This is a genomic window from Citrobacter sp. SX206 (assembly GCF_024181025.1).
Taxonomy (GTDB): Bacteria; Pseudomonadota; Gammaproteobacteria; order Enterobacterales; family Enterobacteriaceae; genus Citrobacter; species Citrobacter youngae.
On record NZ_CP049738.1, the window covers coordinates 3,384,403 to 3,409,216 of the forward strand.

A 24,814-nucleotide genomic window follows, 5' to 3' on the forward strand; every position below is an offset into this window, starting at 1 on the left:
GCAAGGTGATCGAACCTTGCGGTTATGCTATAACAAGCCCCTATCATGTGACCCTGACCAGGGTCGAAGCACCACTCTATCGGAACAGGATGCAAAAATGGTTACTTTCCACACTAATCACGGCGATATCGTAATCAAAACGTTTGATGATAAAGCGCCTGAAACAGTTAAAAACTTCCTGGACTACTGCCGCGAAGGTTTTTACAACAACACCATTTTCCACCGTGTTATTAATGGTTTCATGATCCAGGGCGGCGGTTTTGAGCCGGGCATGAAGCAAAAAGCCACGAAAGAGGCTATCAAAAACGAAGCCAACAACGGTCTGAAAAACACCCGTGGAACGCTGGCAATGGCGCGTACTCAGGCTCCGCACTCCGCGACTGCTCAGTTTTTCATCAACGTTGCCGACAACGACTTCCTGAACTTCTCCGGCGAAAGCATGCAGGGCTGGGGTTACTGTGTGTTCGCTGAAGTTGTCGAAGGTATGGATGTCGTTGATAAAATCAAAGGCGTTTCCACCGGTCGCAGCGGTATGCATCAGGACGTACCAAAAGAAGACGTTATCATCGAAAACGTGACCGTCAGCGAGTAATCGTGACAACACTGTTTATTGCAGATCTTCATCTCTGCACGGAAGAACCGGCGATCACCGCCGGTTTTCTGCGTTTTTTAGCCGGCGATGCACGAAAGGCCGATGCGCTGTACATTCTTGGCGATCTGTTTGAGGCCTGGATAGGCGATGACGATCCCAATCCCCTACATCGTGAAATGGCCGCAGCGATAAAAGCGCTGACGGATTCCGGTGTTCCCTGCTTTTTCATTCATGGCAATCGTGATTTTCTGATCGGCGAGCGTTTTGCCCGTGAGAGCGGCATGACCCTGTTACCTCAGGAAAAAGTGCTCAACCTGTATGGTCGCAAGGTACTGATCATGCATGGCGACACCTTGTGCACCGACGACGCAGGCTACCAGGCGTTTCGGGCTAAGGTTCATCAGCCCTGGCTACAAAAATTGTTTCTCTCCCTGCCGTTATTTATTCGCCAACGTATTGCCGCGAAGATGCGCGCCGGAAGCCTTGCCGCCAACAGCAGTAAATCGCTGGAGATCATGGATGTGAATCCACAGGCCGTCATTGCCGAAATGGAGAAACATCAGGTCCAGTGGTTAATTCACGGACATACACACCGTCCTGCTGTCCACGAACTCACGGCCAATGAGCAACCCGCTTTCCGCGTGGTGTTAGGTGCCTGGCACACCGAAGGTTCGATGATTAAAGTCACACCTGACGACGTTGAACTGATCGCTTTTCCGTTTTAATCACGGCTGAAAACGTCTGCATACACGCAACGCAATCGTTTTCCTTGTTTTTAAAACGTGCTATTCTCTCTCGCCTCTAAAGCAGTGTGAAGCACACCCACAGGAGTTTTTAGACGCATGTCTTCCCGCAATAATCCGGCGCGTGTCGCCATCGTGATGGGGTCCAAAAGCGACTGGGCTACCATGCAGTTCGCCGCCGAAATCTTCGAAATGCTGGACGTTCCGCATCATGTTGAAGTCGTCTCCGCTCACCGTACCCCTGATAAACTGTTCAGCTTCGCCGAAAGCGCTGAAGAAAACGGTTATCAGGTGATTATTGCCGGTGCTGGCGGCGCAGCGCATCTGCCGGGCATGATTGCAGCGAAAACGCTGGTCCCCGTGTTAGGCGTTCCGGTGCAAAGCGCAGCGTTGAGCGGCGTAGATAGCCTCTACTCCATTGTTCAAATGCCGCGCGGCATTCCCGTTGGAACACTGGCGATCGGCAAAGCGGGTGCGGCAAATGCGGCCCTGCTGGCAGCACAAATTCTGGCAACACACGACAAAGCATTACATCAGCGTCTGAGCGACTGGCGCAAAGCGCAAACCGATGAGGTACTGGAGAACCCGGACCCGCGAGGTGCGGCATGAAGCAGGTCTGCGTACTCGGTAACGGTCAGTTAGGGCGCATGTTGCGTCAGGCCGGCGAGCCGCTGGGCATTTCGGTCTGGCCCGTCGGACTGGATGCAGAGCCCGCCGCCGTCCCCTTTCAGCAAAGCGTCATTACCGCTGAGATCGAGCGCTGGCCGGAAACCGCGTTAACCCGCGAACTGGCGCGCCACCCGGCGTTTGTTAACCGCGACGTTTTCCCGATTATTGCCGACCGTCTCACGCAAAAGCAGCTTTTCGACAAGCTCGGCCTGGCAACTGCGCCGTGGCAACTGTTGGCGGATAAAAGCGAGTGGCCTGCGGTATTCGACAAACTGGGTGCGCTGGCTATCGTCAAGCGTCGCGTCGGCGGCTACGACGGTCGTGGACAGTGGCGTTTACGCGCCAATGAAACCGAACAACTGCCGGATGATTGCTACGGCGAGTGTATTGTCGAGCAGGGAATCAATTTCTCTGGTGAAGTGTCACTGGTAGGCGCTCGTGCGCACGACGGCAGCACCGTCTTCTATCCGCTGACCCATAACCTGCACCAGGACGGTATTCTGCGCACCAGCGTGGTCTTCCCGCAGGCTAACGCCAGACAACAAGAACAGGCCGAAGCGATGCTCTCTGCCATCATGCAGGAACTGGGGTATGTCGGCGTGATGGCGATGGAGTGTTTCATCACCCCGGAAGGTCTGTTGATCAACGAACTGGCGCCTCGCGTGCACAACAGCGGGCACTGGACGCAAAACGGCGCCAGCATCAGCCAGTTTGAGCTGCACCTGCGCGCCATTACCAGCCTGCCATTACCGACGCCGGTGGTGAATAATCCTTCGGTGATGGTAAACCTGATTGGTAGCGACCTGAACTACGACTGGCTGAAGCTGCCGCTGGTACACCTGCACTGGTATGACAAAGAAGTGCGTGAAGGTCGTAAGGTGGGTCATCTGAACCTGAGCGACAGCGATACTGCACGTCTTAGCGCGACGCTGGAGGCGCTTATCCCCCTGCTGCCGCCGGAATATGCCAGCGGCATTATCTGGGCGCAGTCAAAGCTGAAATAAGCCATTAATGCCGGGGAGTTGATTTTATCCTTCCCCGGCCCCTCTTCTGGCGCGTAAAATCTCCTCCATTGCTGTTTTGTATTTTCAGGACTGAACATGAACGATGGAACGGACTATCGCGCGATTCTGCTCGCCGGTACGCCTTTAATCGATGTACGCGCCCCCGTCGAATTTCAGCAGGGCGCAATGCCGGGCGCAATAAACCTTCCCTTAATGAACGATGACGAACGTGCCGCCGTAGGTACCTGTTATAAACGTCAGGGGCCTGAGGCCGCCCTCGCGCTTGGCCATCAACTGGTTTGTGGCGAGACTCGCCAGCAACGCCTGAAGGCATGGCTTAATGCCTGTCGTCAAAATCCTGCGGGCTACTTATGTTGCGCGCGCGGCGGCCAGCGTTCGCACATTGTGCAACAATGGTTGCACGAGTCCGGTACTGACTACCCGCTAATACAAGGCGGTTATAAAGCATTGCGTCAGGCGGCAATTCAACTGACGGAAGAACTGGTGCAAAAACCGATCGTCTTAATTGGCGGCTGTACCGGGAACGGTAAAACGCAGTTGGTGCAACAGCAGCCGAACGGCATTGACCTTGAAGGTCTGGCACACCATCGAGGTTCCTCTTTTGGCCGCACCGTTGAACCGCAGCTCAGCCAGGCAAGCTTCGAAAACCTGCTGGCGGTCGAAATGCTGAAAACCGACAGCCGTCAGGATCTGCGTCTGTGGGTACTTGAAGACGAAGGCCGCATGATCGGCGCCAATCATCTGCCCGAATGTCTGCGTGAGCGCATGACCCAGGCCGCTATTGCGGTGGTGGACGATCCTTTTGAGCTACGCCTGGAGCGGCTGCGCGAAGAGTATTTTGTCCGCATGCACCACGATTTCACCCACGCTTATGGCGAGAGTCAGGGCTGGCAGGAGTACTGTGAGTATCTGCACCACGGCCTGTTTGCTATCCGCCGCCGTCTGGGTTTACAGCGTTTTGCCGAGCTGACCGCACTGCTCGACGTCGCCCTGCAAGAGCAACAAGCCAACGGCAGTACCGACGCGCATATGGGCTGGCTGGTGCCGTTGCTCAACGAATATTACGACCCGATGTATCGCTATCAGCTGGAAAAGAAAGCCGCGAAAATTGTCTTTCGCGGCTCATGGCAGGAGGTGGCTGACTGGCTTAGCGTACAGTAATCAATGTCTGTCGCGCTTGTCTGCGCGTTTCGCCAACCAGTCGCCCAGCACCTGAACGACCTGCACCAGAATAATCAACGCCACCACGGTGACTACCATGACCTGGGTTTCGTAGCGGTAATAACCAAAGCGAATCGCCAGGTCGCCTACCCCGCCGCCGCCAACGATCCCAGCCATTGCGGAGTAACCGATCAAACTCACCAGCGTTATCGTCAACCCACGCAGCAGACCCGCGCTCGCCTCCGGTAACAGAACGGTGCAGATGATGCGCATCGGGCTGGCGCCAAAGGCTTCCGCCGCCTCGATAATGCCTTTATCGACTTCACGTAGCGCGCTATCAACCAGACGGGCATAGAAAGCAATTGCTGCTACCGAAAGTGGGACCGACGCCGCGATGGGTCCAATGGTATTGCCGAGCAAAAACTGGGTGAGCGGCAACAACAGAACCAGCAGGATCACAAACGGCACCGAACGGATAATATTCACCAGCACGGAGCTGAGCAGATACACAAAACGGTTTTGCCAGAATAAATGCCGGTCGGTAACGAAAATAAGAAAACCGAGCGGCAGACCGCCAATAATCGCCAACAGCGTAGAGATGCTCAGCATCTGGAAGGTTTCATTAAACGCCAGCGTCAAATCAGGCAATAAATCATCCACGAATCACCTCCACCTGTGCAGTACGTTGACGAATATGTTCCACGGCGATATCCACCGCAGAAGGGTTATGCGGCGCGGTCAGTTGCACCACCAGAATCCCCAGCGCACGTTCGCCGATATATTCAATTTTGCCGTGCAGAATGTTCACCGCCACGCCAAATTTAACCGCCACGTCTGACAACACCGGCTGTTCTGCCGAATCACCGATGAACAGAATTTTTAGCAACTGACCGGGCAGATGCTGGCGCAGACGGTCGGGTAGCGTCAGATTGAGAGTATGCGACACCAGTTGCTGAGTGAAAGCGTGCTGCGGGTGAGCAAAAACATCAAACACCTCACCAGACTCCACTACCTTGCCACCGGACATCACCGCCACGCGATCGCAAATGGATTTGATCACGTTCATCTCATGGGTGATCAGCACGATCGTGATCCCCAACTGTTGGTTGATCTGCTTAAGCAACGTCAGAATCGTGGCTGACGTTTCCAGATCCAATGCGGAAGTCGGTTCATCACACAGCAACACATCCGGGTGATTAGCAATTGCGCGGGCAATACCCACACGCTGCTTTTGCCCACCGCTGAGCTGAACCGGAAAGCGGTTCGCCTTGTCTGACAGCCCCACCAGCGACAGGATTTCGCTCACGCGCGGGCCAATTTTACTGCGTTCCCATCCGGCAGCCTTCAGGCTAAAGGCGACGTTTTGCGCCACGGTACGGGTATGCATCAGATTAAAATGTTGAAAAATCATCCCTATACGCTGACGGGCTTTACGTAGATGCGCGCCTTCCAGTGCGGAAATTTCTACGCCGTTCACCTTCACGCTTCCCTGGCTCGGTCGCGTTAAGGCGTTCAGGGTGCGCAGCAGCGTACTTTTCCCCGCGCCACTGGTCCCGACAATGCCAAATATCTCACCTGCGCCAATGCGCAAGCTAACGTCATCAACCGCCCGGGTTGATGCTCCACGGCCTGCGGCGAAGTCCACGCAAACCTTTTCTATCTCAATCATAGCCACCTCAGAAATGCGAAAAGGGCAGTCGTCGCTGCCCCTGTTAACCCTTGTGCGCAGCGATTATTGGGCTGCCGACATCCATTCCGGTTTCTGGAAGGCGCTGTAGATATTTTTCGGGTCGTCAATCACGGCGCGATATGCCGGAGATTTCACCGCCTCAACAATATCTTTGGCGAACGGTTTATCCGCATCTTCACTGCGTACCGCAATGATATTTTTAAGATTTTCATCCAGATGCTCTTGCTTGATGGCGCTGGCAAGATCCAGTTTTGCCGCTACTGCAAAGTTGCCGTTGACCAGCGCGCCGGTCACGCCGTCCAGCGTGCGCGGCAGCTGTGCCGCTTCCAGCGGTTTAAACACCAGCCCTTTCGGGTTGCTGGCGATATCGCGCTCAGAGGCTTTAGTCGGGTCGATGTTATCTTTGATGGTGATAAGGCCAATTGACTGCAGGAAACGCAGACCGCGAGCCAGGTTGGTGGGATCGTTGGAAAGCGTGATCACATCCCCTTTTTTCAACTCATCCAGACTTTTGATTTTATGTGAGTAAAAACCCATCCCGGCCGTTGGAACCACAATCAGCTTGCTCAGCTTCAGGCCTTTATCGGCGGTGAATTTGTCAAAGTAAAGCGAGTGCTGGAACAGGTTGGCATCAATGCTGCCGTTGGAGAGCGCCATGTTCGGCTGCACGTAGTCGCTGAATTCGCGCACCACGACCTTATAGCCTTTCTCTTTCAGCGTAGGGGCAATGGCTTGTTTTACCATATCGCCGTACGGCCCAGGTGCGACGCCAAATACGATGGTGTGCGGATCACTGTTCGCATGAGCAAATTGTAATCCACAGGCCAGTAACAGCGCCCCGGTCGCGACGCGTAAACTCTGACGCAATCCCATAATCTCTCCATTTTAACGTTGTGGTGTCATGTCTCACGCCGTTCTTGCGGCGTTGTTGTTGTTAACCTGTTTAACAGGCTGATTGTTAACATGACACAGATCACAACCTGCTGTCCTTGAAATTATTTCATGATGTTGCAGAGTGTGTTTTTAAATGTGAGATGGCATGAAAAAGCCGGATGACGGCACAAGTGCCTTATCCGGCCTACAACAGCTTTCTTAGGCCCGATAAGCGCAAGCGCATCGGGCAGCGGGCGTTTGATTAGAAATCGTAACGCAGACGAACCAGGTTCATATCACCCAGATTGTCGGTGCTGGAGGTGAAGACGTGTTCGTAATCCACACGGAAACCGTAATCCAGCTGGAAGCTGATACCCACACCGTTGTCGGTGCGCAGGTAGTTACGACCATTCACGTATTCAATACGATCGCCCATAAAGTATGGCTGAACGGATTTCAGCGCATACTGACCAACCGGGAAGGTGTAACCCGCGAAGTATTCCAGACCCCAGGCATCACCGGCAAAGTAGTCGTTAACCGAGACTTTTTTGGTGGTCATGAAGTTCTGATACCAGCCGCCGCCCATTGAGAAGGTCCAGTTGTCCGGTTTCCAGCTCAGCGCGGTACCGACGATGTTTTGATCGTAGGTTTTGCTGGTGTTACCACGCATTTCCGCGCGGGTGTAGTTCCACGCCGTACCCCAGGTCAGGTCATCGGTAATGTGATAATCCACACCCAGCGAGCCGCCGCCTTTACGTTTGTAACGCAGGCCGTTATTCGGGTTGTAGTCATCGCTGAACAGATAAGACGCGTAAAGATCAACATCGCCTACCGTATTTTTATACTTCAGTGATTTACGTGTACGATAGGAACCGTCGTAGTCGCCATTGATACCGTTACCTGGCGCCTGGCCGATCATGTCGTAGTCCCAGATATCCGTTTTCGCACCCACCACATCATAGTAAATGCTGTTCTGTTGACCGAAGGTCAGCGTACCCCAGGTCGCGCTCTTCAGACCGGTGTACAGCATACGACGCGTGGTATCGTTGGCACCGTTAGCATAGTGATTGTCCCAGTTGAACATCGCCGGGAAGTTAACACCCAGCTCGTAGTAGCTCACCCAACTGATGTCATCAAACAGATAGTAGTCAGCGGCGAAGCGGAAACGCGTCCCGCCGTCGAAACCATTACGTTTGTAGCCATTCTTACCATCGTCACCGGCCATATTCTGGAACTGCGGACGAATACTCCCGCCGACGGTGAAATTAAGACGGCTCAGCGGATTGCCCGCTTGCGGATCTTGTTTCAGAACCGTGATTTCCGCCTGAGAGGCGAAAGTCGTTAATGCCACTGCTGCGCCGATCGATACTGCCAGCGCCGTTTTTTTTATAGTCATTATTTGTACCTTGATAGATAGCCTGCCAATTATTCAGCATACAAATATTAACGTTTATTAATACACTCGTGTTGTCGGGTTTTTATTGATTTGTGCTGTTAAATATCAAGTAGTTATCAATTTGTGCTACATAGATAAAAAAACGCACCGATTTAAAAAAACCGGTGCGTAATCATCACGAATATGAATTAACTGCTGAACTGACGGAACAACGCTTTGCCTTTAAGAAGACGTGAACCGAGCCATCCGCCGCAGAGAGAGAGCAGCAATGCCCCACAAAGCGGCAACACAACCCACAGCCGCCAGTCTGGTTCCCACGGGAAATCAAACACGTGGGTTTGCAGCACCGCCAGCGCCGTTTCCGCCCCGATGGCCGCCACCAGGCCGGCGACCATCCCGAGCATCGCGAACTCGCACCACAGCGTGGTACGCAGCAGCTTCTTGCCCGCGCCCAGCGTACGCCAGACCACCAGTTCCTGATGACGCTGACGCATCCCCACCTGCACCTGCGCCAATAGCAGCAACATACCGCAAGCGGTAACCAGCACCACCATCACCTCCAGCGCGCGGCTCACCTGCTCCAGCACCTGACTCACCTGTTTGAGAATAGCGCCAATATCCAGCAGGCTGATAGTCGGGAATTCGCGGTTAAGCTGCGTCAGCATGCCGTTGCCGTTCTCCCAACGAAAGCTGGTTAACCAACTTTGCGGCTGCCCGTCCAGCGCACCGGAGGGGAAAATGAAGAAGAAATTCGGTCGCAGGCTTTCCCAGTCCACTTTGCGCAGACTGCTGACCGTGGCGCTGAAATCCTGGGTATCGCCCATAAAGGTCACACGATCGCCAGGCTTTACGTTTAACCGCTTCGCCAGCCCCTCTTCCATCGACACTTCACCCGCTTTTGGCGGCCAGCTTCCGGCGGTAATCGGGTTATGATCCGGCCGGGTATCCTGCCAGGTCAGATTCAATTCACGATTAAGCGCCTCGTCCTGATTACCTTCGGTCGCTTTGTCATTGATTGCCGTCAGACGCGCCCGCACGATGGGATAGAACGACTCAGGGATCACCTGATGCTCAGCAAGGAAAGCCTTCAGCGGCGCCACCTGCTCGGTGGCAATGTTGATCAGAAAATAGTTTGGACTTTCCGGCGGCATTTGCTGCTGCCAGCGGTCGAGGAGATCGCCGCGCAGCACCAGCAACAGCGCCAGCAGCATAAAGGACAGCGAAAATGCCGACAGTTGGCTCAGCGTTGACCACGGCTGGCGCAACAGCCGGCTGACCGCTAAACGTAGCGGTAGCGACGTTAACGTCAGGCCACGCAGTACGTTGAGCAGCATCCAACCCAGCACGCCGCACAGCAGCGCCAGCACCACCGCCCCGGCCAGTACCGCCCACAGCAGCATACTTCCGCCCATCAATCCGGCCAGCAGCGCAACCACAACTATCGTTGCTACGGGCAGATAGACCTTAAGCGGCCAGACGTTTGCCACCACGTCGCGACGCAGTACCCGCAATGGTTGTGTCGCCAGCAGCAGGCGATAAGGGCGTAGCCCCACCAGCAGAGAAATGACGGTCATCGTACCGAGTGCCCACAGCCACGGCCACAGGCTGGCGGGCGGCAGCTCACCGGGCAGAACTGGCTTCAGTAATACCACCAGCACCCGCTCAAATAACAGCCCGAACAGTCCGCCGGTCACGCCAGACAGCGCCAGCACCATCAGCCACTGGCCGATAATCAGCTTGCGCAGCTGCGCCCTGCCCGCACCGAGCGTTTTTAATATCGCCACCAAATCGTAACGGCTGCGGCAGTAATGATTCATCGCCACGGCAACGGCAGCAACCGCCAGCAGTAGCGTTAACAGTGCCGACAGCAGCAGGAACTGTTGCGAACGCTGCAGAGATTTCCCCAACGCCCCTTCATCCTGCTCCAGCCCATACCAGCGCTGTTCCGGCTTTAACTGCGGCAGCAGCCATTTTTCATAGGCTTCCAGTTGCTGTGGCGTACCACCAAATTTATAGCGCCAGGTCACCCGGCTTCCCGGCTGGACCGCCGCCGTTTTTTCGACATCCGCCATGTTCATCATCAGGCGCGGCGCTATCTGGAAAGGATTAAAACCGGAATCCGGTTCCTGCACCACTTCCCCGGCGATGCGCAGGGTGGCATCGCCAACGTCGATGGAATCACCGATTTTTACGTTGAGCAGCGCCATCAGACGCGGTGCCAGCAGCACTGAGCCCGGCTGCGGTTTCAGCCCCGGCGGATTGGTTTGCAACGTGCCGTACATCGGATACACATCATCCACCGCTTTGACGTTCGCCAGCTGCGGCGTATCCCGGGCAAAGGTCATGGTGGCAAAGGTGATCTGTTCACCCACCTGCAGACCACGCTGTCGCGCCTCGTCAATCCACGCTTTCGGCACAGCGCGCGAACTTTGCAGCGACCGGTCCCCCGCCATAAACTCACGACTTTGCTGGCTAAGTCCTTTTTCCATGCGATCGCTGATATTGCCCAGCGCCAGCACGCAGGCCACCGCCAGGCTCAGCGCCAGCCAGACTATCAGTAATGAAGGCGAGCGCCATTCGCGCCAGAACCAGCGTGCAATCATGCCTCCTCCTGCAACTGTCCGTTCACCAGGCGTAAACGCCTATCGCAACGCGCCGCCAGCTGCGGGTCATGGGTCACCAGAATCAGGGTGGTGCCATGTTCCCGGTTCAGAGAAAACAGCAGGTCGGCGATTTTGTCTCCGGTCTGCCTGTCCAGATTGCCCGTTGGTTCATCGGCAAACAGCACATCAGGGCGTCCGTTAAACGCCCGTGCCAGCGCTACGCGCTGCTGCTCCCCGCCGGAAAGCTGGGCCGGAAGATGATCAAGGCGTTTTCCCAACCCCAGTTGCTCCAGCAGCGTTTTTGCCCCATCACGACTTTTTCCGCTATTTTCGCCGCGTAGCAGCGCGGGCAGTTCGACGTTTTCCAGCGCGTTGAGGGTTGGAATTAACATGAATGACTGGAAGACAAAACCCACGTGCCGCGCCCGAAGCTGCGCCCGGGCTTCTTCATCCATGGCGTGCAGCGCCTGCCCCACCAGGCTGACTTCACCGCCGGAGCCATCGTCCAGCCCGGCGAGGATCGCCAGCAGCGTGGATTTCCCCGATCCCGACTCGCCAATCAACGCAATGGTCTCGGCGCGTTTGACAACCAGTTCAACTCCGGTAAGGATGGATAGCTCATGATCACCCTGACCGACGGATTTCTTAAGATGATGAACTTCAACAATGTTTTCCGCTGGCATTGGCCTTTCCTGTTCCTGGTTCTGTTAACTTTCCGCGCCGCCGCAGCGGACACGTTATTAATTCTGGGTGACAGCCTGAGCGCCGGATACCGTATGTCCGCCAGCGCCGCGTGGCCTGCACTGCTTAATGATAAATGGCACAGCAAAACACCGGTGGTAAATGCCAGTATTAGCGGTGATACCTCGCAGCAGGGTCTGGCCCGCCTACCCGCATTACTCAAGCAGCACCAGCCGCGCTGGGTGCTGGTCGAACTTGGCGGCAACGATGGCCTGCGCGGGTTTGCACCAGCCCAAACTGAACAAACCCTGCGTACCATTTTGCAGGACGTGAAAGCGGCGAATGCCGAACCGCTACTGATGCAAATTCATCTGCCAGCTAACTACGGTCGCCGTTATAATGAAACCTTTAGCGCGATTTATCCCAAGCTTGCCAAAGAGTTTGATATTCCTCTGCTGCCCTTTTTTATGGAAGAGGTCTATCTGAAACCCCAATGGATGCAGGATGATGGTATCCATCCTAATCGTGACGCCCAGCCGTTTATTGCCGACTGGATGGCGAAACAATTGACCCCTTTAGTAAATCACGACTCGTAATTCAACGGAGATCCTGACAGGTAAAGTTATGCAAAAATCGGTCTTAATAACAGGATGTTCCAGCGGAATCGGTCTGGAAAGTGCGCTTGAGCTTAAACGCCAGGGTTTTCGAATTCTGGCTGGCTGCCGCAAACCTGACGATGTCGCGCGCATGAACAGTATGGGATTCACCGGCGTATTGCTGGATCTGGATTCACCCGAAAGCGTGGATCGCGCCGCCAACGAGGTGATCGCCCTGACCGATAATCGTTTGTATGGGATCTTTAACAACGCCGGATACGGCGTCTATGGCCCGCTGTCCACCATTAGCCGCGAGCAAATGGAGCAGCAATTTTCCGCCAACTTCTTTGGCGCACATCAGCTTACCATGCGCCTGTTGCCCGCTATGCTCCCTCACGGCGAAGGACGTATCGTGATGACCTCATCGGTGATGGGATTGATCTCAACGCCGGGACGCGGCGCCTATGCCGCCAGCAAATATGCACTGGAAGCCTGGTCCGACGCGCTGCGTATGGAACTGCGCCACAGCGGCATTAAGGTCAGCCTGATTGAACCCGGCCCTATTCGCACCCGTTTTACCGAAAACGTCAACCAGACCCAGAGCGATGCTCCCGTGGAAAACCCCGGCATTGCCGCGCGTTTTACGCTGGGACCAGAAGCGGTCGTCGCTAAAGTGCGTCATGCGTTTGAGAGCGACAAACCGAAGCTCCGTTATCCGGTTACGCTGGTGACCTGGGCAGTGATGCTACTTAAACGCCTGTTGCCAGGCCGCATAATGGACAAAATTTTACAGGGTTGAGTTGAAGCACGCGCGTCAGCCCCCATGTAACAAGAAATCGACAAAAGAGAGTAACTCCATGTCCACACAGAATATTGTTAACATTAACGAATCTAACCTGCAGCAGACCCTTGAACAGTCGATGACCACGCCGGTCCTGTTCTATTTCTGGTCTGAGCGCAGCCAGCACTGCCTGCAATTGACGCCGGTACTGGAGAGCCTTGCCGCCCAGTACAACGGCCAGTTTATTCTCGCCAAGCTCGACTGCGACGCCGAGCAGATGATCGCTTCTCAGTTTGGCCTGCGCGCCATCCCTACGGTTTATCTGTTCCAGAACGGTCAGCCAGTGGACGGATTCCAGGGCCCGCAGCCGGAAGAGGTTATCCGCGCGCTGCTGGAGAAAGTGTTGCCGAGCGAAGAAGAGCTGAAAGCGCGTCAGGCTATCGAGTTTATTGAGGCTGGTAATCACGCGGATGCACTGCCGCTGCTGAAAGAAGCCTGGCAGATCTCCAACCAGAGCAGCGAAATTGGCCTGCTGCTGGCGGAAACGCAAATCGCCCTGAACCGCTCTGACGAAGCCGAAGCGGTGCTGAAAACCATTCCGTTGCAGGATCAGGACACCCGTTATCAGGGGCTGATCGCACAGATCGAACTGCTGAAGCAGGCGGCGGATACACCGGAAATCCAGCAACTGCAGCAGCAGGTCGCCAGCAATCCGCAGGATGCGGCGCTGGCAACTCAACTGGCCATCCAGTTACATCAGGTCGGACGTAACGAGGAATCACTGGAACTGCTGTTCAGCCACCTGAAGAAAGATCTCACTGCTGCCGACGGTCAGGCACGTAAGACCTTCCAGGAGATCCTTGCCGCACTCGGAACCGGCGATGCGCTGGCCTCAAAATACCGCCGCCAGCTGTACGCGCTGTTGTACTAATCTGCCGCATTTGCCGGATAGCGCTAGCCGCCATCCGGCATCACATCACGTCTTCTTCAAATGCGTTACGACTAATTGGTGGCGCGAATTGTAGAATTTCCGATAAGTCAGGTAGCAGGCAATAATGGTCGACAGGCTGGCGGTAGAAAGCAGCATAAACGTCACCATAATCTGATACTTAATCGCTTTTACTGGATCAATACCCGCGAAGATCAATCCGGACATCATCCCCGGTAAACTCACCAGCCCTACCGTTTTAGCAGAGTCGATCGTTGGGATCAGCGAGGCGCGAATGCTGTCGCGAATCAGCGCCGCGGAGGCCACTTTCGGCGTCGCGCCGAGGCTGAGTTTTTCCTGAATTTGCTGCTGTTCGCTGTTAAACCGCTGCCCCAGATTGTTGTAACACAGCCCCACCGCCACCATCGCATTGCCAGCAATCATGCCGGAGATCGGGATGACCTGCATCGGCGTGAACTCGATAGAACCAGACAAAACCAGCACCGCCAGCGTTAATCCCGCCCCCACCGTGATAGCGATAAACGACGAGAGGAAAGCTCTATCAATATATTTACTGCGCTTTTGTGCGTTATAAGCCGCGTTAAAGCAAATAAACAGCACCATCAGTAAGGTCAGAATGCTGTGGTTAACGCCAAAAATATATTTCAGCACATAGCCGACGATAATAAGCTGAACCACCGCCCGGCAAACGCTCCAGAGAATATCTTTCTCCAGCGCCAGTTTTTCTTTGTGGCTAATCAGGATTGCCACCACCACCAGCATCATCGCTAATGCCAGGGACTCATTGGTAATATTATGCTCGTTCATTGCGTGCTTCCTGCATTTCTCCGGCGTGCGGTTGAAGGGTTATGACATTATCCGCATGCGTAATTTCATCTTTGTCGTGCGTCACCCACAGCACCGCAATATTCTTATCACGAACATAGTGGTGAATTAATTCGTTCACATTACGTTTATTAGCCTCATCCAGCGCGCTGGTGATTTCATCAAGCAGCAGGATTTTGGGCAGAAACTGCAAATTACGAATTAGCGAGACGCGCTGCTTTTCGCCACCGGACAACTCATTGATGCTTTTTTTGAGGATCGTCTCGGGGAGATCAAAATGGGCCAGATCGCTCAGAAACGCATCCGGCTCCGGACGTTTATTACGGATTTGCCAGGGGAAAATGAGGTTGTCGTAAACGGTGTCACCAAACAAAGCGGGCGTTTGCGCGCAATAAGAGACCTGCTGGCGATACGTTTCCGGCTTGAGGGTAGTTATATCCTTGCCCTTAAACAGAATCTCACCGGCAGTCGGACTCATTAATGACGCCACAATCTTGAGTAACGTACTTTTCCCGCAGCCAGACTGGCCGGTAATCAGCTTAAATTCTCCGGCGCGGAGATCAAAACAGATGTTATTGAGAACCTGCGTCTCCCCTGCCTGCCATGCGACATTTTTTAACTGAAGCAGAATGCTGCTTTCTTCCATTACATATCCCTTTTTTACCTCTTTCATGCAGACAGTCTATACCCAAAATAATTCGAGTTGCATGAAGGCGGCAAGTGAGCGACAAATTCGTCAGGAACGAATTTGACCAGCTTAAGGCTGGCCTCCGGTGAGGGACATGGATGTCCCTCATTAATCTCCAGGAGCATAGCTAACTATGTGACTGGGGTGAGCTAACGTAGCTAACGCACATGCAACTTGAAGTATGAAGGGTATATGCCTGTAATTTATTATAAGGGCCCCCCCCTTGATTAATCGGGTATAATTTGATTAATGAGGCAGTAAAGGACAGCACAACAGGAGGTTTCATCAATGCTCATTTTTATTCCTATTCTTATTTTTGTCGCGCTGGTCATCGTCGGCGCTGGCGTCAAAATCGTCCCGCAGGGATATCAGTGGACGGTAGAGCGTTTTGGCCGTTACACCAAAACCCTGCAACCAGGTTTAAGCCTTGTTGTGCCGTTCATGGACCGCATTGGTCGTAAGATCAACATGATGGAACAGGTGCTTGATATCCCTTCTCAGGAAGTCATCTCCAAAGATAACGCCAACGTCGCCATTGATGCCGTGTGCTTTATTCAGGTGATCGACGCGCCGAAAGCGGCCTATGAAGTTAGCAACCTGGAACTGGCGATTATCAACCTGACCATGACCAACATTCGTACCGTTCTCGGTTCGATGGAACTCGATGAAATGCTCTCCCAGCGCGACAACATCAACACGCGCCTGCTGCATATTGTTGATGAAGCCACGAATCCCTGGGGCATCAAAATCACCCGTATTGAGATCCGCGACGTGCGTCCTCCGGCCGAACTTATCGACGCGATGAACGCGCAGATGAAAGCCGAACGTACCAAGCGCGCCTACATTCTTGAGGCCGAAGGGATCCGTCAGGCAGAAATCGTCAAGGCCGAAGGTGAGAAGCAGTCGAAGATCCTTAAAGCGGAAGGTGAACGCCAGTCCGCGTTTTTACAGGCTGAAGCGCGTGAACGTTCCGCAGAAGCCGAAGCTCGCGCAACGCAGATGGTTTCTGAGGCTATTGCCGCCGGGGATATTCAGGCCGTGAACTACTTCGTGGCGCAGAAATACACCGAAGCGCTGCAACACATCGGTTCGTCAAATAACAGCAAAGTGGTGATGATGCCGCTGGATGCCAGCAGCCTGATGGGCTCCATTGCCGGGATTGCCGAACTGGTTAAGGACAGCGCCAGCGAGCGGAAAAAATCATGATAGCGATGATTCTGGTGCACCCCCACATCTTCTGGCTCAGCCTCGGCGGTTTGCTACTCGCCGCCGAGATGCTGGGCGGTAACGGCTATCTGTTGTGGAGCGGCGTAGCGGCGGTAATTACCGGTCTGGTCGTCTGGCTCGTTCCGCTAGACTGGGCGTGGCAGGGGGCGATGTTCGCCGCCCTCACCCTGCTGGCGGCCTGGCTGTGGTGGAAATGGCTGGCAAGGCGCGTTCAGGAGCAAAAACCCGCCGACAGCCATCTTAACCAACGCGGGCAGCAGCTGGTTGGCCGTCGATTTATTCTGGAAACTGGCCTGGTCAATGGCCGTGGACATATGCGCGTCGGCGATAGCTCATGGCCCGTCAGCGCCCGCGACGATTTGAGCGCCGGAACGCAGGTTGAAGTCATAGCCGTTGAAGGGATAACCCTGATTATTAAAGCGGTATCACACTAAAAAGACAGGAAATAAGACTATGGTCAGGAAGACACCCCTTGCCTTTGCCCTTTGCACATTACTGACCGCCGCCCCGCAGGCATTCGCCTCTTTCGATATGGAAGACTGCAAATGGAGCGACGACAGCTGCCTGCTGAAAGGCACGCCGACCTTTAATCCGGAAAACGACAGCCGCGATAACCTGCTGCGGCTGCTGAGCCAGGAAAAATCATTTGCTCTGCCGGTGCAATCAATGCCAGCGGATATCACCCGCTCCCGGGATTTCTATTTTGCCTATCATCCGCAGTGGGATGACGTTGCCCCGCCGCCAGCCGCTACTCCAGTATCCGGCGAAAACAGCCCACTCTCCCGACAGATGGCCGAACTGAACATTAGCGCAGACGAAATAAACGTCAACGACGCTGAGCTTGAGAACCGTCATGTTTCGAATAACACCGGGAGCGTCAGCGCGTTTTTTGCCGCACTGCTGGGGGACTCGACGTTAACGGCGGAACAGCGCCAGGCCTTAGCCCAGGCGCGTACGGGGCTGCTATCCGGGGCAACCCGCGAGCAAATTGAGTCTTCACTTGCCACCCTCCCGGCTGATTCACCCGCTCAGTCCTATAAAAATTATCTGGCCGCGGCCGCCAGTTTCTATGCCGGTGATTATGCCAGCGCCGAACGGGATTTTACTCAGCTTGCCAAAAGTGAGCGTCCGTGGCTGGCAGAGACCGCGCAATACATGCTGATGCGTGCGGCGTTGAACAAGAGCAGCCAGAACAGCGTGGGCGAATACGGCGATTTTGATATTGCAAAAATTAACCGCGAGGACGCGACTCAGGCTCAGACGCAGGCGCAAGCCTATCTGCAACGTTACCCGCAAGGCCTGTATGCCGACTCCGCGCGCGGTATGCTGCGTCGCATCAACTGGTATTTACAGGCGTGGCCGCAGCTGGCCGGGTTGTATGAGCAGACGCTCCAGCAGTCGGCTGACGCTCGGCAACTGCGTGAAATTGTCATCGAATACGATAATGTCTACGGTATGGCGTTCTACGAACAGTCCGTGGTAGAAGCCTTCCCCGATGCGCCGCATGTCAGCTATATCGAACTGCTGCGCGCGCTGCGTCTGGATAACAACAGTAAACCCACGCTGACCCAGGCGCAGCTCGATGCCAGCAAACCGGTGTTTGAGCAGAGCCAAAAATTGCCGCTATGGCGAGATCTGCAACTGAATCTGTGGCTGGCGACGGAGAACTACGCGGCGATTATTCAGGCCGTTACGCCAGCGCAGAAACTTGCCGCTCACGATACCCTCGCCTTCAGTGAGCAGGTGCTGTACGGCGAAGCGCTGATGGGCCAGAAGAACTGGCGCGCGGCGCGTGATTTCTGGCAGCAGTTGCTAAAACTCAGCCAGGACAACGAACAGCAGCAGTATGTACAGGCTAAGCTCGCCGCAACGCTGGTTTATAGCGGCGACGTGGCGGCGGTTTTTGCCCCAGAAAGCGCAGTAACCAACCTGCGTTTTCGCTCGCAGATACTGAAAACACAGGCCTCGCCTGAACTTTTGCGCCAGCAGGCCGTCCATGGACCTAACAATGAAGAGCGTACCATCGCCCTGCATACGCTGCTGGTACGCGATCTTACCGAAAACCGCTTTGGCGACTGGTTGAATGACAGAAAACTGGCCAGCGCCATTACTCCACCGGTTATTAGCGACGCGTTTGATGACGTTAATCTGAGTATTTTCGACTGGAATGGCGACGCTGCCGAGCGCGGTTACACCTGTCGCAGCCTCAATGAAACGGTAACGGTATTGAGCAAAAAAGCGGATGATGCCCACGCGCTGAACTGCTTAGGCGAATTCTTCCGCACCACGCAAACCCACGTCGATTTGTGGAAAAACAGTGCTGGCAACGACGTACTTGAATCAGCAATATCGCGCAAGGAGCCGTTCGGCCAGTTCGACAGGCAAAGCTACTATCAGCAGGTGATCACTTCGCCGAAAGCTGAGGTTGAAGACAAGAGCTTCGCGCTGTATCGCGCCATCATGTGCTATGCGCCGTCAGGCTCTAACGAGTGCGGCGGTGAGGACGTGGATAAACTGCAGCGTAAAGGCTGGTTCACCCAACTGAAAACGCAATATCCGGGAAGTCCGTGGGCGCAAAAACTCAAATACTACTGGTAACCGCGCTGCTGACAGGCCAGGCACAGGCGGCGGATATCGTCGCCGCCCGTGAGCATCCGGCCTTCTGGCTGTGGTCAGGCGTGAAGGCCAGTGATGAGCTGAAAGACGCACAAACGGTCTATCTGCATCAGGGTGAGGTGCTGGTTCGTTCGGGTAACGTGGTTTTCCAGCGTCTCGGGCTGCCGGTCAGCCGCCTGTCTTTTCCCTCGATCTGGCTGACCGTGCGCTTTACCACGCTCGACGTACCGGAGGCGATCCCGGCTCGCATCATAAGATTGATGCAACGCTGGCAGACCGCCGGGAATCACGTGGTCGGCCTGCAGGTTGATTTTGACGCGGCGACCCATCAGCTTGCCGATTACGCGCGCTTTCTGCAGCAATTACGCCAACAGCTACCGGCCGAGTTCGCACTTGGCGTGACTGGACTTCTGGATTGGGCAAAAACGGGCGACGTCGCCACGCTGAATGCGCTGGCGGTCGATGAACTGGTGGTCCAGAGCTATCAGGGCCGTCATACGGTAACGAATTATCAGGCGTATCTGCCTGCACTCAGTCGTCTGCGCATTCCGTTTAAGCTGGGGCTGGTGCAAAACGGTAGCCGGGACCCGCAGGCGGAAGCGCAGCTTGAGAAATCCCCGTGGTACCGCGGCACGGTGGTATTTATGCTTAATCCCCCTCGCCGTTAAGCCTTTGCTTTATGGTGGCAGCAGCCGGAGAGGTTATCGATTATCGGGCATTCGGCGCTGTCATCGCCAGGGCAACTCTCCGCCAGTGCCAGCAAATGCAAACGCATGGCCTGCAGCTCGCTGATATGCCGCTCAATGTCCGCGACCTTTTCTAAGGTACGCTTTTTCACATCTGCGCTATGACGCGCCGGATCGTTAAACAGATTCACCAGTTCGCCGCACTCTTCGAGATTAAAACCCACCTGGCGTGCCTGGCGCAGCAGCGTCAGTTCATTCAGATGCTGTTGGTTGTATGTGCGATAACCATTTTCGCTACGCAGCGGCGGCGTCACTAAGCCTTTTTCTTCATAAAAACGTATCGCTTTGCTGGTCAAACCGGTTCTTTTCGCAACATCGCTAATATTCACATTTCCCCCGCGGATCTTGTTGGTACTGAGCCCCATTATAGCCCAGATTGTCGTAATGATTTACCCGAGAACCCTGCACATTTCCCACCATCACCGCGATGCACAAATCCTTTTAATTCACATTGTTATATCCGATTCAGATCACATTTATGCATTTAATGACTGCACGAAATTGACTCAAATCAAAAGATATATTGGTTCTACATCTTTCATCTTGAACAAAGGGAAACAATTTTATATATAAACGCGAATGATAATGATGATCATTTACATTCAATAAAGGTTCTCTTATGTTGCCACGGAATAACCAAAGGCCATTTATTCTTTCAGCCCTGACATTATGCATGTCCGGCGCCACTTTTGCAGCTACCTCTCCAGCACACGCTTCTACGTCCGACGAAGACACGGTTATCGTCACGGCTAATCGCACAGAAAGTAGTCTTTGGGATAGCCCGGCAACCATCCAGGTTATCGATCGCCAGACGCTGCAAAATTCCACCAGCGTTTCTATTGCTGATGATTTACAAGATATTCCCGGCGTCGAAGTCACCGATAACGCCCTCGCAGGGCGGAAACAAATTCGTATCCGTGGCGAAGCCTCTTCGCGGGTGCTGATTTTGATCGACGGCCAGGTCGTCAGTTACCAACGTGCCGGACAAAACTACGGAGCCGGTTTGCTGATTGACGAATCCGCGCTGGAACGGATTGAAGTGGTCAAAGGTCCCTATTCTGTCCTCTACGGTTCGCAGGCGATTGGCGGCGTCGTGAACTTTATTACCAAAAAAGGCGGCGATAAGCCCCTCGGCGGCAGCGTTAAGGCTGTTTATAACTCCGCAACGGCAGGATGGGAAGAATCAGCAGCGGCCTGGGGCAGCATCGGAAACTTTGACTACCGCATCAATGGTAGCTATTCCGACCAGGGCGACCGCGACACACCTGACGGAAGATTGCCCGACACCAACTTCCGTAATAACGGCCAGGGCGTGTGGCTTGGTTACAACTTCGATCGCCACAAAATCGGACTCTCCCTCGATCGTTACAAACTGTCCACTCAAACCTGGTTTGACGATCCGGAAGGCCAGTTCGACGACTTTAGCGTCAAAATTCCTAAGCTGGAACGCGAGAAAATCGGTCTTTTCTACGACTACGCGGCCGATGGGGATTACCTGAAGAACATCCATGTTGACGCATACACCCAGACAATAGAGCGCAAATTTGAAAACCGGGTCAAAACGACCCAGGTTATCCCCAGCCCGATGATTAAAGCGCTGACGGTCAGCAATCAGACCAATACCAACGACAAACAGTATACCCAGGGGGTAACGCTACAGAGCAACTTCTCCCTGCCTGCTAACAACGAGCTGGTGATTGGCGCTCAGTACCAGCATGACAAAATAAAACAGGACACGGACGGCAGCACGCGCCAGACCGCGGCTACCGGCTTCTTCGATACACAAACACGCACCCTGTCATACAACGAAGCGGAGCAAAGTAACACCTCGTTATTCGCGCAAAACGACTGGCGCTTTGCCGATGACTGGACGTGGACCGTGGGCGCACGCCAGTACTGGCTGTCTTCGAAGCTCAATCGTAACGATACGCAAACTATCCAAAGCAGCGGTACGACCTGGCAATCTACCGGGGGAAATTCCGTTCACGATGATGAACTGGTGACCTCAACCAGCCTACGCTATTCCGGTTTTAAAGATCTTGAACTCCGGGCTGCATATGCCCAGGGCTATGTCTTCCCTACGCTGACTCAGTTGTTCACACAGACGTCCGCAGGTGGCAGCGTGACCTACGGCAACCCAAATCTGAAGGCGGAACACTCGAATAACTATGAGCTGGGCGCGCGGTATAAAGGGAATATGTGGCTGATAGACGGTGCCATTTATTACTCCGAAGCTAAAGACTATATCGCCAGTCTGGCTTGTTCAGGTCAACCCGTATGCAGCGGTAATACCACCTCTTCACGGGGCGGCTATTACTACTACGACAACATCGATCGGGCCAAAACCTGGGGCATGGAACTCACCGCAGAATACAACGGCTGGGCGGTTTCACCTTACCTGAGCGGTAATTTCATTCGCCGTCAGTACGAAGGCAATACCCTTAAAACCTGGGATACCGGCGAACCCACTCTGACCGGACGCGTCGGCCTGAAACATACCTGGTTGATGAACGTCGCTAACCTGACGTCCGATGTCTTTATCCGCGCAGCGTCCAGCGCCAAAGATAATACCGGCACCACGGAAATCAACTACCCAGGCTGGGCCACGCTTAACCTTGCATTCAACACCGAGTTCGGTCCGCAGGATCAGTATCAGGTCAACCTCGCGCTCAACAACCTGACCGACAAGCGTTACAGAACCGCGCATGAATCTATTCCAGACGCTGGTTTCAATGCCGCCGTTGGCTTTGCGTGGAATTTCTGACGATGAAAAAACTCTTGATTGGCTTACTGAGCCTCGCCTGCGTTTTTAGTGCCCAGTCCGCCGACCGCCTGGTGGTGGCGGGCGGATCGCTTAGCGAACTGATTTACGCCATGGGTGTCGGCAACCGGGTGGTCGGCGTCGATGAAACCACCTCGTATCCGCCCGAAACTGCCGCACTCCCGCATATCGGCTACTGGAAGCAGTTAAACAGCGAGGGCATTTTATCGCTGCATCCGGACAGCTTTATCACCTGGCAGGATGCAGGCCCTCAAATCGTGTTGGATCAACTTAGGGCGCAAAAAGTTAACGTCGTGACGTTGCCGCGCGTCCCGGCCACCGTTGAGCAAATGTACGCCAACATCCGGGAACTGGCTCAAACCCTGCGCATTCCTGAACAAGGTGAGACGTTGGTCAATCGCATTCGTCAACGTCTGGATCGCGTTCAGCACAGCGTGGCAGCGAAAAACGCGCCGGTCAAAGCCATGTTCATTCTCTCCGCTGGCGGCAGCGCGCCACAGGTCGCCGGCAAGGGTAGCGTTGCCGATGCCATTATGACCCTTGCGGGCGCACAAAATGTCGCCACTCACGCACAGTACAAAAGCTACAGCGCGGAATCGCTGATCGCCGCCAACCCAGAGGTGATCGTGGTGACGTCGCAAATGGTGGATGGCGGTCTGGCTCGTCTGAGCGCAATCGCCGGTATTACCCACACTGCAGCCTGGAAAAACCAGCGCATTGTGGCGGTAGACCAGGCGCTGATTCTGGGTATGGGGCCGCGCGTCGCCGATGCGGTTGAAGCCCTGCACCAGCAATTCTGGCCTCACTAACTGGATTTATAAAGAACAATGAAAACTGAACACTCGCTGGATCTCACCGCGCATTTTGCGCTCGAGGGAAGTCAGCCCTTTAAGGATCGCCGCGCCACGATGCCCTGGCGTGGGGCGATCCCGGTTGCCAAAGAGCTATTGTCACAAACCTGGCAGGATGTCATCAGCCAACCCACCCCGCCGCGTAAACGGCTGGTGTACTTGCATATCCCTTTTTGTGCAACACATTGTACTTTCTGCGGTTTTTATCAAAACCGCTTTGAAGAGGATCACTGCGCCCGCTATACCAACGCGCTGCTGCGCGAAATAGAGATGGAAGCCGATAGCCCATTGCATCAGTCGGCCCCGATTCACGCCGTCTATTTTGGCGGCGGTACACCGTCTGCGCTGTCGGCACGGGATCTGGCCAGAATCATCACCGCACTGCGTGACAAGCTACCTCTGGCGCCGGACTGCGAAATCACCATTGAGGGGCGGGTACTCAATTTTGACGATGCGCGAATCGATGCCTGCCTTGACGCTGGTGCCAATCGGTTTTCGATCGGCATTCAGTCATTTAACAGCCGGATCCGCAAGAAAATGGCGCGCACTTCGGACGGCCCGACCGCGACGGCCTTTATGCAGGGGCTGGTAAAACGGGATCGAGCCGCCGTGGTGTGCGATCTGCTGTTTGGTCTGCCAGGACAGGACGCCAAACTGTGGGGCGATGATCTGGCGATTGCTCGCGACATCGGCCTCGACGGCGTAGATCTTTATGCGCTGAACCTGCTCCCCAATACGCCGCTTGGCAAAGCGGTTGAAACCGGGCGTACAACGGTTCCCTCCCCTGCCGAACGTCGCGATCTTTATCTTCAGGGTTGCGATTTTATGGACAACGCGGGCTGGCGCTGCATCAGCAACAGCCACTGGGCGCGAACCACGCGGGAACGCAATCTGTACAACCTGCTGATTAAACAGGGAGCAGACTGTCTGGCATTCGGCTCTGGCGCAGGAGGATCGGTCAATGGCTATTCCTGGATGGTCGAGCGCAATCTGACCACATGGCATGAATCCATCGCCGCCGGAAAAAAACCGCTCATGATGATGATGCGAACCGCCGAGCGTGGTTTCCAGTGGCGACACACCCTCCAGGCCGGCATTGAAACGGCCCGCGTCCCGCTGGATGAACTCACGCCTCACGCACAAAAACTGGCCCCGCTACTGACCCAGTGGCATCACGCAGGACTGACGCGAGATGCCAGTACCCGTTTGCGCCTGACCAATGAAGGGCGTTTTTGGGCGAGCAATATTTTGCAGTCTCTTGATGAACTGATTCAAACACTTAACGCGCCGCGCATTGCGGTAGAGCAACCATAAAAGGAG

Annotated in this window: 24 protein-coding genes; 15 read left to right on the forward strand and 9 right to left on the reverse strand. The window is 54.7% G+C overall.

The window, feature by feature from the left end; all coding sequences use genetic code 11:
- Nucleotides 1–97: 97 nt before the first annotated feature.
- The 5 genes from ppiB (at nucleotide 98) to mnmH (ending at nucleotide 4,190) form a co-directional block, all read left to right on the forward strand.
- Nucleotides 98–592 carry a peptidylprolyl isomerase B gene (gene ppiB, locus G8S19_RS16495; protein ID WP_003021875.1) on the forward strand — a complete coding sequence of 165 codons (495 nt, stop codon included), beginning with the start codon at nucleotides 98–100 and terminating at the stop codon, nucleotides 590–592.
- A gap of 2 nt (nucleotides 593–594) precedes the next feature.
- The gene (gene lpxH / locus G8S19_RS16500) at nucleotides 595–1,317 is read left to right on the forward strand and encodes a UDP-2,3-diacylglucosamine diphosphatase (protein ID WP_253685556.1); all 723 of its coding nucleotides are present in this window, start codon (nucleotides 595–597) and stop codon (nucleotides 1,315–1,317) included.
- A gap of 117 nt (nucleotides 1,318–1,434) precedes the next feature.
- Nucleotides 1,435–1,944, forward strand: coding sequence for a 5-(carboxyamino)imidazole ribonucleotide mutase (gene purE / locus G8S19_RS16505; RefSeq protein ID WP_005125240.1), 510 nt, complete (start codon nucleotides 1,435–1,437; stop codon nucleotides 1,942–1,944).
- Nucleotides 1,941–3,008 carry a 5-(carboxyamino)imidazole ribonucleotide synthase gene (gene purK / locus G8S19_RS16510; protein WP_124021340.1) on the forward strand — a complete coding sequence of 356 codons (1,068 nt, stop codon included), beginning with the start codon at nucleotides 1,941–1,943 and terminating at the stop codon, nucleotides 3,006–3,008. The genes purE and purK overlap by 4 nt, the downstream gene beginning before the upstream one ends.
- A gap of 96 nt (nucleotides 3,009–3,104) precedes the next feature.
- Nucleotides 3,105–4,190 carry a tRNA 2-selenouridine(34) synthase MnmH gene (gene mnmH / locus G8S19_RS16515; protein WP_253685558.1) on the forward strand — a complete coding sequence of 362 codons (1,086 nt, stop codon included), beginning with the start codon at nucleotides 3,105–3,107 and terminating at the stop codon, nucleotides 4,188–4,190.
- On the opposite strand, the gene G8S19_RS16520 is transcribed toward mnmH, so the two are convergent.
- The 6 genes from G8S19_RS16520 to ybbA form a co-directional block, all read right to left on the reverse strand.
- Nucleotides 4,191–4,850 (reverse strand): methionine ABC transporter permease, encoded by a 660-nt coding sequence (locus G8S19_RS16520; protein ID WP_048212383.1) that lies wholly within the window; start codon nucleotides 4,848–4,850, stop codon nucleotides 4,191–4,193.
- Nucleotides 4,843–5,859, reverse strand: coding sequence for a virulence-associated ABC transporter ATP-binding protein SfbB (gene sfbB / locus G8S19_RS16525; protein WP_219352310.1), 1,017 nt, complete (start codon nucleotides 5,857–5,859; stop codon nucleotides 4,843–4,845). The genes G8S19_RS16520 and sfbB overlap by 8 nt, the downstream gene beginning before the upstream one ends.
- Before the next feature lie 63 nt (nucleotides 5,860–5,922).
- The gene (locus G8S19_RS16530; RefSeq protein ID WP_040232652.1) at nucleotides 5,923–6,753 is read right to left on the reverse strand and encodes a MetQ/NlpA family ABC transporter substrate-binding protein; all 831 of its coding nucleotides are present in this window, start codon (nucleotides 6,751–6,753) and stop codon (nucleotides 5,923–5,925) included.
- A 262-nt stretch (nucleotides 6,754–7,015) separates the two neighbouring features.
- Nucleotides 7,016–8,149 (reverse strand): porin, encoded by a 1,134-nt coding sequence (locus G8S19_RS16535; RefSeq protein ID WP_048212385.1) that lies wholly within the window; start codon nucleotides 8,147–8,149, stop codon nucleotides 7,016–7,018.
- Nucleotides 8,150–8,337: 188 nt separating this feature from the next.
- The gene (gene ybbP, locus G8S19_RS16540) at nucleotides 8,338–10,752 is read right to left on the reverse strand and encodes a putative ABC transporter permease subunit YbbP (protein ID WP_101741762.1); all 2,415 of its coding nucleotides are present in this window, start codon (nucleotides 10,750–10,752) and stop codon (nucleotides 8,338–8,340) included.
- Nucleotides 10,749–11,435, reverse strand: coding sequence for a putative ABC transporter ATP-binding protein YbbA (gene ybbA, locus G8S19_RS16545; protein WP_253685560.1), 687 nt, complete (start codon nucleotides 11,433–11,435; stop codon nucleotides 10,749–10,751). The genes ybbP and ybbA overlap by 4 nt, the downstream gene beginning before the upstream one ends.
- On the opposite strand from ybbA, the gene tesA reads away from it, so the two are divergent.
- The 3 genes from tesA to G8S19_RS16560 are packed head-to-tail and all read left to right on the forward strand — an operon-like array spanning nucleotide 11,403 to nucleotide 13,741.
- The gene (tesA, locus tag G8S19_RS16550; protein ID WP_101741825.1) at nucleotides 11,403–12,029 is read left to right on the forward strand and encodes a multifunctional acyl-CoA thioesterase I/protease I/lysophospholipase L1; all 627 of its coding nucleotides are present in this window, start codon (nucleotides 11,403–11,405) and stop codon (nucleotides 12,027–12,029) included. The two genes, ybbA and tesA, sit on opposite strands and share 33 nt — an antisense overlap.
- Nucleotides 12,030–12,057: 28 nt before the next feature.
- Entirely contained in the window at nucleotides 12,058–12,828 is a 771-nt protein-coding gene (locus G8S19_RS16555; protein WP_172743038.1) for an SDR family oxidoreductase, read from the forward strand.
- Nucleotides 12,829–12,886: 58 nt separating this feature from the next.
- Nucleotides 12,887–13,741, forward strand: coding sequence for a co-chaperone YbbN (locus G8S19_RS16560; protein ID WP_048226259.1), 855 nt, complete (start codon nucleotides 12,887–12,889; stop codon nucleotides 13,739–13,741).
- 45 nt (nucleotides 13,742–13,786) lie between these two features.
- On the opposite strand, the gene fetB is transcribed toward G8S19_RS16560, so the two are convergent.
- Together fetB and fetA are read right to left on the reverse strand one after the other, a co-directional pair.
- Nucleotides 13,787–14,566, reverse strand: coding sequence for an iron export ABC transporter permease subunit FetB (gene fetB, locus G8S19_RS16565; protein WP_200046242.1), 780 nt, complete (start codon nucleotides 14,564–14,566; stop codon nucleotides 13,787–13,789).
- A complete protein-coding gene (fetA, locus tag G8S19_RS16570; protein WP_124021345.1) occupies nucleotides 14,553–15,230 on the reverse strand; it encodes an iron ABC transporter ATP-binding protein FetA in 678 nt (225 codons plus the stop codon). The genes fetB and fetA overlap by 14 nt, the downstream gene beginning before the upstream one ends.
- A 330-nt stretch (nucleotides 15,231–15,560) precedes the next feature.
- Between fetA and G8S19_RS16575 the strand changes: the two genes are divergently transcribed.
- The 4 genes from G8S19_RS16575 to G8S19_RS16590 are packed head-to-tail and all read left to right on the forward strand — an operon-like array spanning nucleotide 15,561 to nucleotide 19,783.
- On the forward strand, nucleotides 15,561–16,478 hold the full coding sequence (locus tag G8S19_RS16575) for an SPFH domain-containing protein (RefSeq protein WP_003021835.1): 918 nt from the start codon (nucleotides 15,561–15,563) through the stop codon (nucleotides 16,476–16,478).
- Nucleotides 16,475–16,933, forward strand: a complete 459-nt coding sequence (locus tag G8S19_RS16580) for an NfeD family protein (RefSeq protein ID WP_101741765.1) — start codon at nucleotides 16,475–16,477, stop codon at nucleotides 16,931–16,933. The genes G8S19_RS16575 and G8S19_RS16580 overlap by 4 nt, the downstream gene beginning before the upstream one ends.
- A gap of 19 nt (nucleotides 16,934–16,952) precedes the next feature.
- A complete protein-coding gene (locus tag G8S19_RS16585) occupies nucleotides 16,953–19,097 on the forward strand; it encodes a hypothetical protein (protein ID WP_124021346.1) in 2,145 nt (714 codons plus the stop codon).
- Nucleotides 19,067–19,783, forward strand: a complete 717-nt coding sequence (locus G8S19_RS16590) for a DUF3142 domain-containing protein (RefSeq protein WP_058842539.1) — start codon at nucleotides 19,067–19,069, stop codon at nucleotides 19,781–19,783. Before G8S19_RS16585 ends, G8S19_RS16590 begins: the two co-directional genes overlap by 31 nt.
- Here the strand turns inward: G8S19_RS16590 and cueR are convergent.
- Nucleotides 19,780–20,190 (reverse strand): Cu(I)-responsive transcriptional regulator, encoded by a 411-nt coding sequence (gene cueR, locus G8S19_RS16595; RefSeq protein ID WP_003021822.1) that lies wholly within the window; start codon nucleotides 20,188–20,190, stop codon nucleotides 19,780–19,782. The two genes, G8S19_RS16590 and cueR, sit on opposite strands and share 4 nt — an antisense overlap.
- Before the next feature lie 290 nt (nucleotides 20,191–20,480).
- On the opposite strand from cueR, the gene G8S19_RS16600 reads away from it, so the two are divergent.
- Genes G8S19_RS16600 through hutW form a run of 3 tightly spaced genes read left to right on the forward strand, consistent with a single transcriptional unit; the run spans nucleotide 20,481 to nucleotide 24,808 of the window.
- Entirely contained in the window at nucleotides 20,481–22,625 is a 2,145-nt protein-coding gene (locus G8S19_RS16600; protein ID WP_124021347.1) for a TonB-dependent siderophore receptor, read from the forward strand.
- Between the two features lie 2 nt (nucleotides 22,626–22,627).
- Nucleotides 22,628–23,452 carry a hemin ABC transporter substrate-binding protein gene (locus G8S19_RS16605; RefSeq protein ID WP_124021348.1) on the forward strand — a complete coding sequence of 275 codons (825 nt, stop codon included), beginning with the start codon at nucleotides 22,628–22,630 and terminating at the stop codon, nucleotides 23,450–23,452.
- 18 nt (nucleotides 23,453–23,470) lie between these two features.
- Nucleotides 23,471–24,808 (forward strand): heme anaerobic degradation radical SAM methyltransferase ChuW/HutW, encoded by a 1,338-nt coding sequence (hutW, locus tag G8S19_RS16610; protein ID WP_124021349.1) that lies wholly within the window; start codon nucleotides 23,471–23,473, stop codon nucleotides 24,806–24,808.
- Nucleotides 24,809–24,814: the final 6 nt, after the last annotated feature.

What these genes read in the sequence shown, in the direction of transcription:
- ppiB (WP_003021875.1), top strand. Translation starts at nt 98, where the DNA reads ATGGTTACTTTCCACACTAATCACGGCGATATCGTAATCAAAACGTTT.
- purE (WP_005125240.1), top strand. Translation starts at nt 1,435, where the DNA reads ATGTCTTCCCGCAATAATCCGGCGCGTGTCGCCATCGTGATGGGGTCC.
- purK (WP_124021340.1), top strand. Translation starts at nt 1,941, where the DNA reads ATGAAGCAGGTCTGCGTACTCGGTAACGGTCAGTTAGGGCGCATGTTG.
- mnmH (WP_253685558.1), top strand. Translation starts at nt 3,105, where the DNA reads ATGAACGATGGAACGGACTATCGCGCGATTCTGCTCGCCGGTACGCCT.
- sfbB (WP_219352310.1), bottom strand. Translation starts at nt 5,859, where the DNA reads ATGATTGAGATAGAAAAGGTTTGCGTGGACTTCGCCGCAGGCCGTGGA.
- G8S19_RS16530 (WP_040232652.1), bottom strand. Translation starts at nt 6,753, where the DNA reads ATGGGATTGCGTCAGAGTTTACGCGTCGCGACCGGGGCGCTGTTACTG.
- G8S19_RS16535 (WP_048212385.1), bottom strand. Translation starts at nt 8,149, where the DNA reads ATGACTATAAAAAAAACGGCGCTGGCAGTATCGATCGGCGCAGCAGTG.
- ybbP (WP_101741762.1), bottom strand. Translation starts at nt 10,752, where the DNA reads ATGATTGCACGCTGGTTCTGGCGCGAATGGCGCTCGCCTTCATTACTG.
- tesA (WP_101741825.1), top strand. Translation starts at nt 11,403, where the DNA reads ATGATGAACTTCAACAATGTTTTCCGCTGGCATTGGCCTTTCCTGTTC.
- ybbA (WP_253685560.1), bottom strand. Translation starts at nt 11,435, where the DNA reads ATGCCAGCGGAAAACATTGTTGAAGTTCATCATCTTAAGAAATCCGTC.
- G8S19_RS16555 (WP_172743038.1), top strand. Translation starts at nt 12,058, where the DNA reads ATGCAAAAATCGGTCTTAATAACAGGATGTTCCAGCGGAATCGGTCTG.
- G8S19_RS16560 (WP_048226259.1), top strand. Translation starts at nt 12,887, where the DNA reads ATGTCCACACAGAATATTGTTAACATTAACGAATCTAACCTGCAGCAG.
- fetB (WP_200046242.1), bottom strand. Translation starts at nt 14,566, where the DNA reads ATGAACGAGCATAATATTACCAATGAGTCCCTGGCATTAGCGATGATG.
- fetA (WP_124021345.1), bottom strand. Translation starts at nt 15,230, where the DNA reads ATGGAAGAAAGCAGCATTCTGCTTCAGTTAAAAAATGTCGCATGGCAG.
- G8S19_RS16575 (WP_003021835.1), top strand. Translation starts at nt 15,561, where the DNA reads ATGCTCATTTTTATTCCTATTCTTATTTTTGTCGCGCTGGTCATCGTC.
- G8S19_RS16580 (WP_101741765.1), top strand. Translation starts at nt 16,475, where the DNA reads ATGATAGCGATGATTCTGGTGCACCCCCACATCTTCTGGCTCAGCCTC.
- G8S19_RS16585 (WP_124021346.1), top strand. Translation starts at nt 16,953, where the DNA reads ATGGTCAGGAAGACACCCCTTGCCTTTGCCCTTTGCACATTACTGACC.
- G8S19_RS16600 (WP_124021347.1), top strand. Translation starts at nt 20,481, where the DNA reads ATGTTGCCACGGAATAACCAAAGGCCATTTATTCTTTCAGCCCTGACA.
- G8S19_RS16605 (WP_124021348.1), top strand. Translation starts at nt 22,628, where the DNA reads ATGAAAAAACTCTTGATTGGCTTACTGAGCCTCGCCTGCGTTTTTAGT.
- hutW (WP_124021349.1), top strand. Translation starts at nt 23,471, where the DNA reads ATGAAAACTGAACACTCGCTGGATCTCACCGCGCATTTTGCGCTCGAG.